Source organism: Methylobacterium brachiatum, from assembly GCF_020523825.1.
Taxonomy (GTDB): Bacteria; Pseudomonadota; Alphaproteobacteria; order Rhizobiales; family Beijerinckiaceae; genus Methylobacterium; species Methylobacterium brachiatum.
The window spans coordinates 1-16,558 of record NZ_JAJALK010000013.1; the positions used below are offsets into that span (position 1 = coordinate 1).

Annotated in this window: 15 protein-coding genes; 6 read left to right on the forward strand and 9 right to left on the reverse strand. The window is 70.8% G+C overall.

The features are described 5' to 3' along the window. Positions 1 to 319 precede the first annotated feature (319 nt). From LGR69_RS23600 to croR, 6 genes are all read right to left on the reverse strand, one after another. Complete coding sequence (locus LGR69_RS23600) at positions 320 to 1,525, reverse strand: ABC transporter permease (RefSeq protein WP_230367530.1); 1,206 nt, start codon at positions 1,523 to 1,525, stop codon at positions 320 to 322. Continuing rightward, positions 1,522 to 2,502, reverse strand: coding sequence for an ABC transporter ATP-binding protein (locus tag LGR69_RS23605; protein ID WP_230367531.1), 981 nt, complete (start codon positions 2,500 to 2,502; stop codon positions 1,522 to 1,524). The genes LGR69_RS23600 and LGR69_RS23605 overlap by 4 nt, the downstream gene beginning before the upstream one ends. A gap of 4 nt (positions 2,503 to 2,506) precedes the next feature. Further along, the gene (locus tag LGR69_RS23610) at positions 2,507 to 2,878 is read right to left on the reverse strand and encodes a DUF2141 domain-containing protein (protein ID WP_230367617.1); all 372 of its coding nucleotides are present in this window, start codon (positions 2,876 to 2,878) and stop codon (positions 2,507 to 2,509) included. Between the two features lie 71 nt (positions 2,879 to 2,949). Further along, complete coding sequence (gene crtI / locus LGR69_RS23615) at positions 2,950 to 4,539, reverse strand: phytoene desaturase family protein (protein ID WP_230367532.1); 1,590 nt, start codon at positions 4,537 to 4,539, stop codon at positions 2,950 to 2,952. Positions 4,540 to 4,654: 115 nt separating this feature from the next. After that, positions 4,655 to 5,500, reverse strand: a complete 846-nt coding sequence (locus tag LGR69_RS23620; RefSeq protein WP_230367533.1) for a TrmH family RNA methyltransferase — start codon at positions 5,498 to 5,500, stop codon at positions 4,655 to 4,657. A gap of 1 nt (position 5,501) precedes the next feature. Next, a complete protein-coding gene (gene croR / locus LGR69_RS23625; protein WP_007569029.1) occupies positions 5,502 to 5,975 on the reverse strand; it encodes a 3-hydroxybutyryl-CoA dehydratase in 474 nt (157 codons plus the stop codon). Between the two features lie 178 nt (positions 5,976 to 6,153). Here croR and LGR69_RS23630 point away from each other — a divergent pair, with 178 nt between their 5' ends. Both LGR69_RS23630 and LGR69_RS23635 read left to right on the forward strand, forming a co-directional pair. Then, a complete protein-coding gene (locus LGR69_RS23630; protein WP_007569030.1) occupies positions 6,154 to 6,771 on the forward strand; it encodes a cation transporter in 618 nt (205 codons plus the stop codon). Between the two features lie 8 nt (positions 6,772 to 6,779). Then, positions 6,780 to 7,634, forward strand: coding sequence for a metallophosphoesterase (locus LGR69_RS23635; protein ID WP_230367618.1), 855 nt, complete (start codon positions 6,780 to 6,782; stop codon positions 7,632 to 7,634). Here LGR69_RS23635 and LGR69_RS23640 read toward each other — a convergent pair. Continuing rightward, positions 7,606 to 10,128: a PAS domain-containing protein gene (locus LGR69_RS23640; protein WP_230367534.1), complete on the reverse strand. Its 2,523-nt coding sequence runs from the start codon at positions 10,126 to 10,128 to the stop codon at positions 7,606 to 7,608. The two genes, LGR69_RS23635 and LGR69_RS23640, sit on opposite strands and share 29 nt — an antisense overlap. Before the next feature lie 440 nt (positions 10,129 to 10,568). Between LGR69_RS23640 and LGR69_RS23645 the strand changes: the two genes are divergently transcribed. Both LGR69_RS23645 and LGR69_RS23650 read left to right on the forward strand, forming a co-directional pair. Next, a complete protein-coding gene (locus LGR69_RS23645) occupies positions 10,569 to 12,230 on the forward strand; it encodes a Na+/H+ antiporter (RefSeq protein ID WP_230367535.1) in 1,662 nt (553 codons plus the stop codon). Positions 12,231 to 12,403: 173 nt separating this feature from the next. Continuing rightward, the gene (locus LGR69_RS23650; protein ID WP_230367536.1) at positions 12,404 to 13,285 is read left to right on the forward strand and encodes a transporter; all 882 of its coding nucleotides are present in this window, start codon (positions 12,404 to 12,406) and stop codon (positions 13,283 to 13,285) included. 12 nt (positions 13,286 to 13,297) lie between these two features. Here the strand turns inward: LGR69_RS23650 and LGR69_RS23655 are convergent, their stop codons facing one another. Together LGR69_RS23655 and LGR69_RS23660 are read right to left on the reverse strand one after the other, a co-directional pair. Next, a complete protein-coding gene (locus LGR69_RS23655; protein ID WP_230367537.1) occupies positions 13,298 to 13,621 on the reverse strand; it encodes a TM2 domain-containing protein in 324 nt (107 codons plus the stop codon). A gap of 96 nt (positions 13,622 to 13,717) precedes the next feature. Further along, complete coding sequence (locus LGR69_RS23660; protein ID WP_007569042.1) at positions 13,718 to 15,163, reverse strand: homospermidine synthase; 1,446 nt, start codon at positions 15,161 to 15,163, stop codon at positions 13,718 to 13,720. Positions 15,164 to 15,543: 380 nt separating this feature from the next. On the opposite strand from LGR69_RS23660, the gene LGR69_RS23665 reads away from it, so the two are divergent. Together LGR69_RS23665 and LGR69_RS23670 are read left to right on the forward strand one after the other, a co-directional pair. Further along, positions 15,544 to 15,720: a hypothetical protein gene (locus LGR69_RS23665; RefSeq protein ID WP_163006179.1), complete on the forward strand. Its 177-nt coding sequence runs from the start codon at positions 15,544 to 15,546 to the stop codon at positions 15,718 to 15,720. 102 nt (positions 15,721 to 15,822) lie between these two features. Continuing rightward, complete coding sequence (locus LGR69_RS23670) at positions 15,823 to 16,494, forward strand: invasion associated locus B family protein (protein ID WP_230367538.1); 672 nt, start codon at positions 15,823 to 15,825, stop codon at positions 16,492 to 16,494. Positions 16,495 to 16,558 lie beyond the last annotated feature (64 nt).

Genomic DNA, 16,558 nt, shown 5'->3' on the forward strand with positions numbered 1-16,558 from the left:
GAGTGCGCAATGAATCAGCCCAACAGCCCCGCGTGAACCCCAGGCATCCGACTCAGCCCAAACCGAAAGTGCTCTAGGAGCGCTGAAGAAGTTTCAAGAGCGCCGTAGTATTGAGCTTCTTGAGTGGCGTCCCAGCGAAGAAATATTATATATCATTGAGCCGGCATTCTTATTTTTTGTAAGATGGCGCCGCGAAAAACAATTTCAGGCCGAGCAGCTAGATATGTTCGAGATTTTGATCCAAAGCTTGGCCGAGAATAGCCATATCAATAGATCGGCACTAGAACTTGGGTCTAATGAGATCTGAAAATGATGTAGATTAAGAAAATCTATTACTGATACGCAATGCTACAAACAGGCTTAATAATGCAACGCAGCCCAAGACACCAAACGCAGGCCCAGCAGCCGCGAAGCCCTCGCCCAGGGCGTTCTGATAGGCCTCGATCGCCCAGGCGTTGGGTGTGAGCCAGCCGGCCTGCTGCAGCCAGGGGGGCATCAGGAAGCGCGGCACCATCGAGCCGCCGACCGCGGAGAGCAGCAGCACCCCGAAGGTCGAGGCGAGGTGGGCCTGCTGGCGGGACGCGGCCAGCGCGCAGGCGGCCAGCGCGAGGCCCGCGGCCATGGCCGAGACCAGCAGGCAGGCGGCGAGGAAGGCCGGCCAGTGCGGCCCGATCTCGACGCCGTAGAGCAGCGCGGCGGCCAGGAAGATGAGCCCGGCCTGGACCATGCCCTGGAGGGTCAGGAAACCGAACTTGCCGAGCACCACCACCGGCAGGCCGCCGGGGCCGGCCATCAGGCGCTCGGCGATGCCGGTCTCCCGCTCCTCCACCAGCGAGAGCGCCCCCTGCATGGCGGCAAACAGCAGGAAGACCGCGGTGATCGCGCCGGCGTAGTAGCTCACCCGGGCGTTGGCGGTGCCGGCGGCGGTGCTCTGGCGCTCGACCAGCGCGGCGAAGCTGAACGGCTCCTTCTTGGCCCGCTGCTCGGCAAAGGCCTCGTCGAGGAAGCGCCGCTCGTCCGGGCCGATCTTGCCGGTGCGCTCGACATCCGCGACGATGCGCGAGAGCACTACGTCGGGCAGAGCCTCGTTCAGCACGCGCTGGAGCTGGCCGAGGGCGATCGGCGTGGCGAGCGCCTTGGCGGGGTTCTCCACCAGCACCACCGGCTGGTCGGCCGGTCCAGGCGGCGCGTCCGCCGGGGCGGCGATCAGGTCGCCCCGGAGCACCAGCGCCACGTCGACCGCGCCGGCGCGGACCGCCTGGGTCACCGCCGCCAGGTCGGTCGCCGGCAGGCGGGTGACCCGCAGGGACGGGTCGGCCACCAGGGCGTCGGCGAGGCGTTGCGTGGCCGCCGTCCGGGCGAAGTCGGCGAGCCCGAGATGGATGCGGATCCGGTCGCCGGTCGCCCCGGAGAAGATCGCCGCGAAGATGACGAAGATCACGGTGGGCAGCACGAAGGCCATTACCAGGGCGGCGCGGTCGCGCAGGAGGCTCAGCGCCATCACCCGGAACGCGGCGCCGATCATCCGGCGGCCCCCGCCCGGCGCGGCTCGGAAGCTCCGCGATCCGCGACCTCCCGGGGCCGGATCGCGTCGAGATACAGGGCCTCGAGCCGCGGAGCGCGGACCCGCACCTCGGCCACCGGCACGCCCTGGGCCCGCAGCGCCCCGAGCAAGGCCGCACCGTCGAGGCCGGAGCGCTCCACCGAGCGCCAGACCAGGCCGTCCGGCTCGGCCGGCACGAAGCCGCCGCGGCGCAGCACCGTCTCCGCGGCCGCATCCGCCGGCAGGGCGAGGCTCAGCTCCCGCTCCGGCGCGCCGACCCGCAGCTGCGCCAGCAGGTCGGCGAGGCGCCCTTCGCGCACGATCCGGCCCTGCGCCAGGAACGCGACCCGGGAGGCGAGGCGCTCGGCCTCGGCGAAATCGTGGGTGGCGATCAGGATCGCGGTGCCCGCGGCCTTCAGCCGGTCCAGCACCGCGTGGATCGCCGCCCGGGCGGCGAGGTCGACGCCGCTGGTCGGCTCGTCGAGCAGGACGAGGCGCGGCCGGTTCATCAGGCTCGCCGCGATGTTGACCCGGCGCCGGTAGCCGCCGGACAGGATCCCGACCGGACGATGCGTCACATCGGCGATGTCGGCCATCTCCAGGGCGGCCGCGACGGCCGCGCGCCGGTCGCGCCGGGCCACGCCCGCGAGCTGGCCGAAGACGCCGAGATTCTCGGCGACCGTGAGGCGCGGGTAGAGGGCGATCTCCTGGGGCACCCAGCCGATGCTTCGGCGGGCGCTGCCGGATCGGAACGGGTCGGCGCCGGCCACCCGCACGGTCCCGGCGCTGGGAGCGAGGCGGCCCGCCACCAGTCGCATCAGCGAAGATTTTCCGGCCCCGTTCGGGCCGAGCAGCGCCAAGGTCTCGGCCGCGTCGAGGTCGAGATCGACCTGCTCCAGCACCCGCCGCCCGCGCAGGTCCAGGCCGACACCCGCGATCCTGACGAGGGGATCCTCCACCCCGTCACCGCCGCGGCAGGGCGCGGGCGAGCCGCACCCGCACGGCGGCGCCGGGCTCCTGCAGCGCGAAGGCCGCGTCGGAGAAGTCCGGCCGGCCCCTTCGCGCGACGGCGCCGGAGAAGCCGTAGGGTTCGAGCGGCAGGCCGAGCCCGGTCCTGTCGAGCCGGCCGTTGCCGTTGGCATCCTGGAAGGCCGCCACCGCATAGGCGCCCGGGGCCACGTCCTGGAAGGTGAACGACGCCCGGCTCCCGGAGGCCGGCGCCTCGTCGCCGCGGGTGCAGAACGGTTCGGACAGGCCGCCCTGGCACAGGGCCACCCGGACCGGGCCGGCGCCGGGCTCGATCCCGTCGACCTCCACCTTCAGGGTCGCGGCCATCGCGCCCGAGCCGGACAGCAGGGCGAGGACGCCGAGGCCGGCGGTCAGCGCCAGCCGGCCCGGCGCGCCGATCACGAGGCCTCGCCGGAGGTCGCCAGCGGCGCGGTGTCGGGGATGCCGGCCTGGGACGCGGCGCGGGCGCCGGCCAGCTCCTCGATCAGCAGCCGGGCGGAGATGCGGGCGCCCTCGTAGATCACCGGCAGGCCGGAGCCCGGATGGGTGCCGCCGCCGACGATGTAGAGCCCCGGCCCGAAGCGGTTGTGCGGCCGGAAATACAGCATCTGCATCAGGTCGTGGGCGAGGTTAAAGGTGGCACCCTCGTGGACCGCGAAATCCTCTTCCCACTGGGTCGGGTCGATGATCCGCTCGTAGCGGATACGGGATTCGATGTCCTCGAGGCCCAGCCGCTTCAGCCGCTCCAGGATCAGGGCGCGGTAGCTCTCCCGGGTCGCCGCCCAGTCGATCCCGGCCTTGAGGTTCGGCACCGGCACCAGGACGTAGAGGGCGGTGTGGCCGGCCGGCGCCATGCCGCCGTCGGTATAGCCCGCATGCTGGACGTAGAGGGAGGGCTGCATCGGCAGCGTCCCCTCGGTGATCTCGCGGATGTTGCGCTCGTAGCCGTCGGCCAGGAGGATCGTGTGGTGCCCCAGGCTGTCGGGCACTGTCCCCTCGATGCCGAGATACAGCATGAAGGTGGAGCAGGAGAGCCGGGCCTTGTGGATCTTGGCGTCGCGCCAGCGCGGGCGGTTCCGCTCCGGCACCAGGGCGCGCACGACCTTGGCGAAGTCGCCGTTGATCAGCACCGCGTCGGCGTTGAAGGTCTCGCCATCCACCACGACGCCGCTGGCGCGCTTGCCGTCGAACACGACACGCTCGACATTCGCGTTCAGCCGGATGTCGACGCCCATGCGGCCAGCCAGGCCCGCCATCGCCTCGGAGACCGCGCCGCAGCCGCCGACCGGGTGATAGACCCCGTGCTCGTATTCGAGGAACGACAGGATCGTGAACAGGCTCGGGCACCGGAACGGCGACATGCCGAGGTATTTGGTCTGGAACGAGAAGGCGAGGCGCACCCGCGGATCGGCGAAGTAGCGCTTCAGGTCGCGGTCGACGCTGCGGCCGGGATGCAGATGGGGCAGGGCGGCCAACATCGCCGGGCTCGCCATGCTGCGCAGGGTGTGGAAGGCCTGCTGCAGGATCGGCTTGAAGTAGTCGAGCTTCGTCCGGTTCTCGGTGAAGAAGGTCTTGACGTTCTTAGCGTCGTCGGGCGCCAGGCGGGCGATCTCTTCTTCCATGCGAGCGATGTCGCCGGTGGCGCGGATCGTGCCGGTGATCCCGTCCTCGCCCTCGAACACCAGGTGGTATTGCGGATCGAGCCGCTCGAGCTTGACGTGGTCCTCGAGCCGCTCGCCGCAGCTCGTGAAGATGTCCGCGAGGATCTGCGGATAAAGGAAGAAGGTCGGGCCGATATCGAACTTGTAGCCGCCCGGCGCGGTCACGGTCTTGGTGCGGCCGCCGACCTGCGCGTCCTTCTCGAACAACGTCACGTGGATCCCGGCGCGCGCCAGGAGCAGGGCCGAGGCCAGGCCGCCGGGACCGGCACCGACCACGGCCACCCGGCGTCCGGTCAGCGCTCGCAAACCATCCCCAGACTGAAGCAACGCCGCCGACTCCCCTCGCAACCCCCGAACCCTACCGGCCAAGCTAGGCTCGCAACGCCCCAGGGCAATTGCAGCCCTTTGTCGCGCGTTCGGCAGCGGACGAAAAGGGATGACCTTAACCGACGGTTGCGAGCCGTCCCTGGCCGTAGGCGATCGCCTGCAGGGCGATCCCCGCCGCGGTGGCGACGTTGAGCGAGTCGAAGCCCGGGGCCATCGGGATCCGCACCGGGCGGGCCCGGCCGAGCGTGGCCGCGTCGAGCCCCGGCCCCTCGGTCCCGAGGATGAGCAGCACCCGCTTGGGTGTGGCGAGATCGTCGAGCGATTCGGCCGCCCCGGGGCTGAGCGCCAAGGCCTCGAGATCGAGCGCCCGGGCCAGCGTCAGCCAGTCCTGCCCGGGGGCGAGCCGGGCGAAGGGCTGGATCAGCGCGGCGCCGGCCGAGACCCGGATGCTCTTGCGGTAGAGCGGATCGCAGCTGGTGGCGTCGAGGAACACCGCATCGGCCCCGAAAGCCGCCGCGTTGCGGAAGGCGGCGCCGACATTGTCGTGGTTGGTCAGGCCCGCGAGGCCGAGCACCAGGGCGGGCGCTGGGGCGGGCGGCACGAGGGCCGCTGGGTCGGGCTCCGGCCCGCGCCGGCCCACCGCCAGGACCCCGCGATGGATCGGGAAGCCGGTGACGGCGCTCATCACCGCCTTGTCGGCCAGGTAGACCGGCGGCTTGTCCCGGCAGGCGGCCACGTCCGGGGCGAGGCCCGGCCAGCGCTCCGGGGCGAGCAGGATCGATTCCGCCCGGAACCGGGCCCGCGGGTCGAGCAGAAGCCGCAGGGTGACCTCGCCCTCGGCGATGAAGCGCCGGGTGCGGCCGACGAGGTCGCGCTCGCGCATCCGGGTATAGGGTTCGAGGCGCGGGTCGTCGGGATCCGCGATCGGTTCCGCGGCGACCGTCTCCTCGCGGTGGCCCATCTCAGCTCTGCTGGCGCTCGGTGCGGACCGCCAGCGGGTCGGCCTCGGCCTTGGTCGGCACCTTCACCAGCGCCTCGCCGTCGAGGACGGTCTCCCCGGCCACGGAGCAGCGGCAGGCGAGCCGCGCCCGGCGACGCTCCGGCATCAGCTCGGCCACCGTGACGGTCACGTCGACGATGTCGCCGATCCGCACCGGCGCGCGGAAGTTGAGGGTCTGCGAGATGTAGACCGCCCCCGGGCCCGGCAGGCGGGTGCCGAGCACCGCCGAGATCAGCCCGGCCGTGTACAGGCCGTGGGCGATGCGCGTGCCGAACGGCGTGCGCGCCGCGAAGTGCTCGGACAGGTGGATCGGGTTGCGGTCGCCGGTGATCTCGGCGAATCCGACCACGTCGGAGGAGGCGATCGTCTTCGAGAGGGTTTCCGACAACCCGACCTCGAGATCCTCGAAATAGAGCACGCGCAATTCGGGCAGCATGGCTCGGCAGACCTCCGGTTCCGGCCGGTCGCAACTCTGGCGCGGCCGCCTCAACAAGACCGCGTCGCACGATCGCGCCGCCGAATCCACCCGGACAAAGGCGCAAGATCCTTGAACTTTCTTGAGGCGCGGACAGGGTTTTCTCAACGACGGCTCGACAGGCGCGCCGCACTCGGCGATGACGCGCCCCGTGACCGCTGACCCTGCCGCCCGTCCCGAGCCGCCCGCCCTGCGCCCGGTCGTCGCCCGCGTGGCGGCGCTCAACCTCGGCTATTTCGGCATCGAGATCGCGGTGGCCCTCGCCATCGGCTCCGTGGCGCTGATCGCCGACAGCCTCGATTTTCTCGAAGACGCGGCGATCAACCTGCTGATCTTCGCCGGGCTGTCCTGGAGCGCGCGCAACCGGGCGCGGCTCGGCACCGCCATGGCGTTCATCCTGCTCGTGCCGGCCCTGGCCACGGCCTACGCCGCCTATGAGAAGTTTGCCGACTTCGTGCCCCCGGCGGCGCTGCCCCTGACGTTGACCGGCCTCGGGGCGCTGGCGGTGAACCTCACCTGCGCGCTGATGCTCGCCCGGCACCGGTCCGGCTCGGGCAGCCTGACCCGGGCGGCTTATCTCTCGGCCCGCAACGACGCCTACGCCAACCTGGCGATCATCGCGGCCGGGCTGGTCACCGCCCTCCATCCCAGCCCCTGGCCGGATCTCGTCGCGGCGGCCGGCATCGCGATCCTCAACGCCGATTCCGCCGCCGACATCTTCCGGGCCGCCGCGGCCGAGCGCCGGGCCGCACAATAGGCATGTCGATGCGCATCTTCCCGATCTCGGACCTGCATCTGGAGCGGCGGCGGCTCGACCTGATCGCCCTGCCCACGGCGCCGTTCGACGTCCTCGCCTGCCCGGGGGACCTCTACGAGGGGCATCCCGAGCGGGGGCTCGCGGCCCTGGTCCACTTGGCGCAGGGCAAACCGATCGTGCTGGTGCCGGGCAACCACGAGCGCTACGCCCCGACGGGCGACCCGCGCACTGCCCCGGAGCTGCTGGCGGCCCTTGAGGCGGAAGTCGCCCGGGTGAACCAACTGGGCGCCCGCATCCACCTGCTTCAGGGGGCGCAGGCCTGCGTGATCGACGGCGTGCGCTTCGTCGGCACGACCCTGTGGAGCGACTGGCGGCTGGCCGGGCGCTGGCTCGCCGCGGACACGCCGGATCGGCCGGAGGATCCGGTGGCCTATGCCGCCGCGCGCATGACCGACCCGGTCACCGGCTCGCGCGAATATCTCGGATCGATCCGCAAACCCGACGGCGCGGCGTGGCAGCCCGCGGACGCCATGGCGGCGCATGCGGCCGAGCGCGAGGCGCTGCACGAGGCGCTCCGCATGCGCCATGACGGCCCGACCGTGGTGGTCACCCATCACCCGGCGAGCCCCTTGGCGGCGGACCGCTACCGGGACGAGCCCGGCGTGCCGTGGTGGGTGCCGGCCTTCTACGCCAGCACCGCGCTCGACGACCTGCCCGATGCCGAGCGCCCGGATCTGTGGATCTCGGGCCATTTCCACGCCGGGCACGACCTGCGGGTCGGCCGCTGCCGGTGGGTGTCGAACCCCGTCGAGGGCAAGAGCTACCGGGCCGACTTCAGCCTGCCGGTCGGGGCGGGACGCTAGCCGGCGGCCGGTTGGCGGTGAGCTGACGGAGAATGCGCCCGAGCTGCTCGGCCGAGTACGGCTTGTGCAGCAGCTCGAAGCCCTCCGTCCCGTCCTGCGCCAGGACGTGGCTGTACCCGGAGGCGAGCAGCACCGGCAGGCCGGGCAGCCGTTCGCGCAGGCGTTTCGCCAGGGCGATGCCGCCCATGCCCGGCATGACCACGTCCGAGAACACGACATCGAAGCCGTTGCCGCTGGGCCCCAGCTTCTCGAGCGCGTCCTCGGCATTGACCGCCCAGGTCGTCCGGTAGCCCAGATCCTCGAGGATCTGCGTGGCGAACCGGCCGACCTCGAGGTTGTCCTCGACCACCAGCACGCTCTGGCCCGCCCCGATGGGGGAGCTGATCTCGGCGGGCGCCGCGCCGAGCGTCCGGTCATCCGCCTCGACCGTGATCTCGGGTAGGTAGAGCGTGAACGTCGTGCCGTGGCCGAGCTGCGTCTCCACGTCCACGTCGCCGCCGGATTGCTTGGCGAAGCCGAACACCTGGCTGAGGCCCAGGCCGGTCCCCTTGCCCACCTCCTTGGTGGTGAAGAACGGCTCGAAGATCCGGCCGAGCTGATCGGGCCGGATCCCGGTGCCGGTATCGCTGAGCGAGACGGCCGCGAAGGCGGTGTGCGTCCCGGCATGGCCGCGGATCTGCGGCAGCTTGCTCTCCCGGACGAGGCGCAGGGTGAGCGTGCCTTCCCCCGCCATGGCGTCGCGGGCATTCACGGCCATGTTGATCAGCGCCGTCTCGAACTGGCTCAGATCGGCCTTCACGAAACAGGGTTCGCCCGGGGTCTCGACCACCAGGCGGATGCGCGCGCCGGTGACGGTGTCGACCATCTCGGACACGCTGCGCAGGCGCTCGCCCACCTCGAACACCTCCGGCTTGAGCGCCTGGCGCCGGGCGAAGGCGAGGAGCTGGCCGGTGAGCTTCGCGGCCCGGTCGACTGTGTCCGACACGGCGTCGAGATAGCGGCGCTTGCGCTCCTCGGGCAGCTCGGGCCGGCGCAGGAAGTCCACGGACGAGCGGATGATCGTGAGCAGGTTGTTGAAGTCGTGCGCGACGCCGCCGGTGAGCTGGCCGACCGCCTCCATCTTCTGCGATTGGCGCAGCGCCTCCTGCGTGTTGGCGAGCTCGGCCTCCGCGCGCAGGCGCTCGGAGATGTCCTTGGCGTAATGGAACGCGCCGATGATCGCGCCCTTCTCGTCGCGCAGGGGCGAATAGGACACCTCCCAGCAAGGCTTGGCGAGGTCGGGGTCGCCGAATTCCTGGGTGACCGTGAAGCTCTCGCCGTCGAGCGCGCGGGCCATGAAGCCGCGCATGATCGGGGCCTGGTCCGGCGGGAACAGGTCGTAGAACACCTCGCCGATCTCCACCCGGTGGGCGAAGATGCGGTGGAATTCGTCGCTGTGCGCCCGGTTGAAGGCGATCAGGCGATACGCGGTGTCGAAGGCGCAGATCGGCGCGGCGCTCGATTCGAGGATGTCGCGCGACAGCCGCAGCTCGGCGGTCCGCGCCGCGACCTGCTTCTCCAGGCTTTCGTTGAGATCCTGCAGGGCTTGCGCCGCAGCCCGCTGGGCGCGCTCGGCGTGGTAGCGCTCGGTCACGTCGCGGGAGATGCCGACCAGCTTGAGCGGGCCGCCCTCCTCGGGGAGGAACGGCGCGAAGCTCACCTCCCACCAGCGCGGCTCGCCCTTGCCGGTCGGGGCGAAACCCTCGATCCGGGACGCCTCGCCGGCCTTCGCCCGCCGGACCGCGTCGCGGAGCTTGGCGCGCTCCTCATCCGGCCAGAGCGCGGCGTATTCCTGCCCGAGGATATCCTGGACCGAATCGATCTGGTTCAGCTCCAGGCCGCGCGCGTTCATGAACTCGACATGGCCTTCGGTGGAGAGGACCTTCACGCAATCCGGGCTCGCCGTCAGCACGCCTTTGACGAAGGCCTCGCTGCGTTGGAGCGCCTCGCCGGCCGCCAGGCGCCGGTGCGCGTCGAGATGGAAGCCGATGAGGTCGGCGAACATCCGGAACATGCCGACGATGTTCGGCCGGTTCACCTGGGCCGGCTTGCGGTCGATGGCGCAGAGCGTGCCGAAGAAACTGCCATCGGGCAGCGTGATCGGCACCGAGATGTAGCTCTCGAAGCCGTACAGCTTCGGGATCGCATGCTGCTGGAAGGCGGGATCCTCGGCGACATGGTCGATGATCACGGGCGCGGCGCTCCGCCGGATCTGGTCGCAGAAGGTGGTCGCGATCTGCAGCTCGTCGCCGGGCTTCAGGCCGAAGGCGATGTCGTCCCGGACGCTGCAGGCGATCCAGCGGTCCTCGGTCACCCGGGCGACGGCCGCGAAGCCCATGCCGGTGGTCTGGCAGATCACGTTGAGCATGGTCGGGACCGCCGCGATGCCGTCGACGGCGCTCAGGTCGGCCTGGATATCCTGCGGCAGGGACGGGCCGGGGGCGGGCGTGCTCATCGGATGGCTGCGACCCGGATTTCGGCGCGCGCCTTCGGCCCGCCGGCGCCCCGGCACAGGCAGGTGCCGTCCGGGACGCGGGGCGGCGCGGTGTTGCGGATCGGGGCGCTCGACATCGCTTGCCCGTCGCATGCGGTCCAGGGACTGTCAAAACACCGGGCCTGATCGGCGGAAGAATGCAGCTTCCAGTCGATGAGGGTCTTGGATTTCTACCCTCATACGCGCGACGTCCGCCGTTGACGCGACGAGATCTCCGAAGGACCTGAACCGGCCTTCGCGCGTCTTGACTTGGAGCCCAGGTCTTCGCGGCCGTTCTGTCCGCCATCGGTCGGAGATGCACCGCGCCGCAGGGCCGGTGCTACAAGGCCCGCTTCCGGCCCCCGCGCATCACCCGGTCCATTGTCCTCACGGGACCGCGGCCCCTCGTTTGAAAGACACGCATGGAAAGCGTCACCGTCGTCCTGGCCCTGTTGCTGTCGGTGCTCGTGAGCGGCGCCCTGGGCCGCCTGGTCCCGCTTCCGCTGCCCCTGATCCAGATCGTGATCGGCGTGGCCCTGGCGCTGGGGCCGCTTCCGAGCACGACCCTCGACCCCGAGATCTTCTTCCTCGTCTTCCTGCCGCCGCTCCTGTTCCTCGACGGCTGGCGCATCCCGAAGCGCGACCTGTTCCGCAACGGCCGGACGGTGCTGGCGCTGGCGCTGGGATTGGTGGCGCTGACCGTGCTGGGCATCGGCATGCTGATCCACGCGATGATCCCGGGCATCCCGCTGGCCGTCGCCTTCGCGCTCGCGGCCGTCCTGTCCCCGACCGACCCGATCGCGGTCTCGTCGGTCGCCGCCCAGGCCCCGGTGCCGCGGCGGCTGATGCACATCCTCGAAGGCGAGGCGCTGCTCAACGACGCCACCGGCCTGGTCTGCCTGCGCTTCGCCATCGCGGCGGCGCTCACCGGGACCTTCTCGCTGTCGGAGGCGGCGACCACCTTCGTCTGGCTGGCGCTCGGCGGCCTCGGCATCGGCGCGGCCACGACCTTCGTGCTCATGGGCGCGCAGGACCTCCTGCGGCGGCGGACCGGCGAGGATCCCGGGCTGCAGATCCTGTTCAGCCTGCTCACGCCGTTCGGGGCGTATCTCGCCGCCGAGCACGTCCACGCCTCGGGCATCCTGGCCGCGGTCGCGGCCGGCATCGCCATGACCTATGTCGAGATCCAGGGGCGCAGCCTCGGCACCACCCGGGTCCGCCGGACGGCCGTGTGGGACACGGTGGCGCTGGCGGCCAACGGGTCGATCTTCGTCCTGCTCGGCGAGCAGCTGCCCGAGGTCCTCGGCCACGCGGTCAAGCAGGCCGACGTGCAGGGCGCCGGATGGCTGGTGGCCTGGGTTCTGGCCATCACGGCCGGCCTGATGGCGATCCGCTTCGCCTGGGTCTGGGTCTCGCTCCACTTCGTCCTGGTGAAGGCGCATCGCCGGGGCGAGCGGCGCGAGGGCCTGACCTGGCGGCTCGTGGCCGCCACCACGCTCGCAGGCGTGAAGGGCGCGATCACGCTGGCCGGCATCCTGACCCTGCCGCTCACCCTGAAGGACGGCACGCCGTTCCCGGCCCGGGATCTCGCGATCCTGCTGGCGATGGGGGTGATCATGACCTCGCTGCTGCTGGCCAGCACGGTCCTGCCGCCGCTGCTGCGGGGCCTGCGCCTGCCCGCCGATTCGAGCCACGATGCCGAGGAGGATTCCGCCCGCGCCGCCGCGCGCCACGACGCCGTGACGGCCATCGAGGCCCTGCAACATCGCCTGGTCCAGGAGCAGGAGGACGCCTCCATCGCGGTCGAGGCCGGCGCCCGGGCCATGGACCGTTACGAGGGCCTGGAGGCTCCGACCGGTGACGGCCGGGAAGGCGGCGGCCGCGCCCGGCAGCTGGCCATCGCTGAGAGGCGTCTGCGGCTCGCCGGGATCGAGGCCGAGCGCCAGGCGCTCTACCGCCTGCGCCGGTCGCGGGCGATCGACGACGTGGTCCTGCGCCAGCTCGTCCGCGAGGTCGATCTGGTCGAGGCGCGGCTGCTGGCCTGGAATCCCGCCGGCCGGGCCCTGTCGACGCCGCGCAGCTGAACGGCGGCGCGCGGACTGGAGGGCGTCGGCCGGATTAGTCCCGGCCGGCACGCTCGTGATGTCGAGGGCGTGTCGTTCCGCACAGCTTGGCCGTAGAACCCGGATGAGGGCGCGTCGACGGAGCGTCCTCCTCTGATCAGCTCCGAAGTCCGGGGCTCTGGATCGGGGTTCTCATGACCGGATTTGGCCTGGGATTACGCGGGATCGCGTCGGCTGCACTGGCCCTATACGCTGCGGGTCCCACAACCTCGGCCTATGCGGCGTCCGCGGCCCAGCCCGGCCAGACCATCGGCCTGCCGGTGGGCGCGCAGCTCCCCGTCGGGCTGTACTTCGTGAACCTGTCGAGCTTCGGTACGCGCAGCGCGCGGCCGGGCGACACCTCGACCAACGTCAACCTGCCGACCTTCGCCTGGTCCACGCCCTGGGACATCGCGGGCGGGCGCCTGCAATTCTTCGTCACCCAGCCGGTCGTGGCCGCCACGCTCCAGGGCGCGCCTTATCAGAGCGGCATCGGCCAGCCGCTGCTCGCCGCCCAGCTCGCCTGGGATCTCGGCCACGATGTCGGTGTCAGCTACTTTTTCGGCGGCTACCTGCCGATCGAGACGCGCTTCCTGACCCAATCCGCCTCGCTGACCCACCGCTTCGCAGCCAGTTATACCGGCCAGGACTGGAACCTGACGGCGAACCTGCTCCACGGGATCTTTCTGGAGACGCGCTCGCCTTTCGGCGCCCTCTATCCGGACTACCTGAACCTCGACCTGACCGCGGCGAAGAGGTTCGGCAAGTGGCAGGTCGGCGCAGTCGCGTTCGGCTCGAGCGATCTTCCGACCGGCGTGTCCAGCTACCGGCCGCAGGGGCAGATCGCGGTGGGCGGCCTGGTCGGGTACAATTTCGGGCCGGTGAACCTGCAGGCCTACCTCACCCGCGACGTGGTCCAGCGCAACTACCGCGGCCGCGAGACCCGCGGCTGGCTGCGGGTGATCGTGCCGCTCTACCAGGACAAGGACGAGGTCGAGCCGAACCGCACCCTGGTCACCCGCCGCCAGGCCGAGTAGCCGCGGCGAGGCTCACATGCGGGCCGGCGGGGCCAGGGCCGCGCTGGCGGCGCGGAGGGACGGCCCGAGGTCCCGCGTCAGGCGGGCGCGCAGGCTGGCCTGTTTCGCGCGCACCATCCCGGGGATCAGGAACAGGTCGAGGACGACCCAGATGAATCCGACGAGGATGCAGTTGAGGAGGATCTGAAGGATCGCGGTGCCGGTGCGCCCGAGATAAAATCGGTGCGCGGAGAAAGCGCCGAGGAAGAACCACAGCACGTAGGCCAGGACGATGCTTGGCCCTTCATTGGTCACGCGCTGCTCGATCAGGATCTTCTCTTGCGTCGTCGGTTCCATCTGTCCTGCACCCTCCGTCGAGACGGCTAAGCTTGAGACAGGGTGTTGCCGAAAGCAAGGTTGGGCCGGCGGGATGACCCGCCGGCCCGGTCGACCTCAGGCGTGCACGAGCACGTTGCGGAACTGCCAGGGGTCGCTGGTGTCGATATCCTCCGGGAACAGGCCCGGGCGGTCGGTGAGCGGGGTCCAGTCGGTGTACACGCCGACGACCGGGCCGAGATACGGGGTCTGGACCTCCAGGCAGCGCCGGAAATCCATCTCGTCGGCCTCGACGATGCCGGCCTCCGGGTTCTCCAGGGCCCAGACCATGCCGGCGAGCACCGCCGAGGTCACCTGCAGGCCGGTGGCGTTCTGGTAGGGGGCGATCCGCCGGGTTTCCTCGATGGAGAGCTGCGAGCCGTACCAGTAGGCGTTCTTGGCGTGGCCGTAGACCAGCACGCCGAGCTCGTCGATGCCGTCGACGATCTCGTTCTCGTCGAGGATGTGGTGCTGCTCCTGCACCTTAGCGGCGTTGCCGAACATCTCGTGTAGCGAGAGCACGGCGTCGTTGGCCGGGTGGTAGGCGTAGTGGCAGGTCGGCCGGAACACCGCCTGATCGCCCTCGCGCACCGTGTAATAGTCGGCGATCGAGATCGCCTCGTTGTGGGTCACCAGGAAGCCGAATTGCGGGCCGGCGGTGGGCACCCAGGTGCGCACGCGGGTGTCGGCGCCCGGCTGCAGCAGGTAGATCGCGCAGCGCGAGCCCTTCTCCTGCTCGCGGGCATTGGCGGGCTTCCAGGTCTCGTGGGTGCCCCAGCCGAGCTCGGCCGGCTGGTTGCCCTCCGAGACGAAGCCCTCGACCGACCAGGTGTTGACGAACACGCCCCGGGGCTTGGGGTTCTTGGCGCGCTGGGTGTCGCGCTCGGCGATGTGCACGCCCTTCACGCCCAGGGTCTTCATCAGGGCGGCCCACTCGGCGCGGGACTTGGGCTCGGGCGCGGTGACGCCGGTATCCTTGGCGATGTTCAGGAGCGCCTGCTTGACGAACCACGAGACCATGCCGGGATTGGCGCCGCAGCAGGAGACCGCCGTGGTGCCGCCCGGCTTCTGGGCGCGGGCGTCGAGGATGTCCTGGCGCAGGGCGTAGTTGGTGCGGTCGCCCTGGCCGCGGCTCTTGTCGAAGTAGAAGCCCGGCCAGGGCTCGGCCACGGTGTCGATGTAGAGGGCGCCGAGCTCGCGGCACAGCTCCATGATCGCCCGCGACGAGGTGTCGACCGAGAGGTTCACGCAGAAGCCTTGGCCGCCGCCCTCGGTGAGGAGCGGCGTGAGCACGGTGCGCAGGTTCTCCGGGGTCAGCGCCACCTTCTCGAAGCGCAGGCCGTGCTTCTCGGCGAGCGCCCGGTGCGTGTCGACCGGATCGATCACGGTGAAGCGGGCGCGGTCGTACTCGAAGTGCCGCTCGATCAGGGGCAGCGTGCCCCGGCCGATCGAGCCGAAGCCGATCATCACGATGGGACCGCTGATGCGGCCATGGATCGGGTGACGGGTCGGCTGGTCGGTCATGCGATAGGTCCTTGTCTGGCGGACGCCTGAGGTCCGCTCTTGAGGCTCGCGGGCGGGTTATGGCGCGCGTGTGACAGTGGGGCGACAGAGCACGCGCCGCGCGGCCTGCGCCAGCGCGTTCGTCGATTCCCGTCGTCGAGAAGGCCGCTCAATGGCGGCTCCCCCGCCGGCGGTCAACTGCGCTGCAGCATGGACGGTTAAGGCGCCCTTGACAGCGCGCTGGCCGCAGCATGTCCGCAGCGCATGTGGCCCGCGCGCAGCGACGAGTGGCAGGCGGTCGTCGCATGGCTCATATTGCATTGCAGCAAAGGCCTTCCGACAAGATCAACAAGCCGATCGGGGCCGAGGAAACGTCCGGGATCCTGATCCTCGGAGTCGTTATGCTCGCTTTCATCGCCACCCGCATCCCCGGCCCGGTCGCCGAGACCGCCGACCGCGATCCCGGCATCCTCACCCTGGCCTTCACCCTGGCGCGCGCCGTCCGCAACGGGGCCGAGACCGCCTTCGCCCGCCGCTGCGCCCTCGCGCTGGCCGCCGGCGGACCCAGCCCGCTCTGAGACGTCACGGCAGCGCGGACCTGCGTCGCCGGGCGATTGCCTCACCCCGATTGGGACGTTAGGCGGCTTTGCCGTCAAATGGCCCCGGGGGATCGTGATTCCATGTCGACGTTACGAGCGGTCGTTCGCCTCAACCTGATCGCGACGCTGCTGCTTGCCGTTCCGTGCGCGTCGCCGCGTGCCCAGGATGCCGAGCCCGAAGCGCCGGCCGCCAGCGACGCGCCGGCCAAAGCCAAGCCCAAACCCAAGCCGAAGCCGCCCGCGCCGAAGCCTGCGGCCAAGCCGGCCGCCGCCGCCGCCGCGCCGGCCGCATCGCACGCGCCCTGGCCCACCGGCGCCAGCATGGTCACCGAGAGCTACGGCGACTGGACGATGACCTGCACCCGCCCGAACGACAAGGTGACCTGCATCGTCGCCCAGTCCCAGGGTGATTCGCAGACCGGGCGCCGCAAGTTCGGCGTGGAACTGCAGGCCCCGAATGACGGCCGCTCGGAAGGCTTCGTGCTGATGCCCTTCGGTCTCTCCATCGAGGCCGGCGTGACCTTCAAGCTCGACGAGCAGGTTCTCGGCAAGGGCGCCCCCTACACGATGTGCGTCTCCGACGGCTGCCTGGTGTCGATCGGCTTCCCGACCGTGGCGCTCGACGGCATGCGCAACGCCAAGAAGCTGTTCGTGACCGGCCAGAAGGCGAGCGGCAGCGAGCCGGCCACCATCACGGTGCCCCTCGAAGGCTTCCCGCAGGCCCTCGACCGGGCCGTCGCCCTCAGCGGCTGAGGCCGTCCGGGCCGCGATCCCGCCAATCCCCGGCTTACGGTTAAGCCAGCGTTAGCCGCGATGC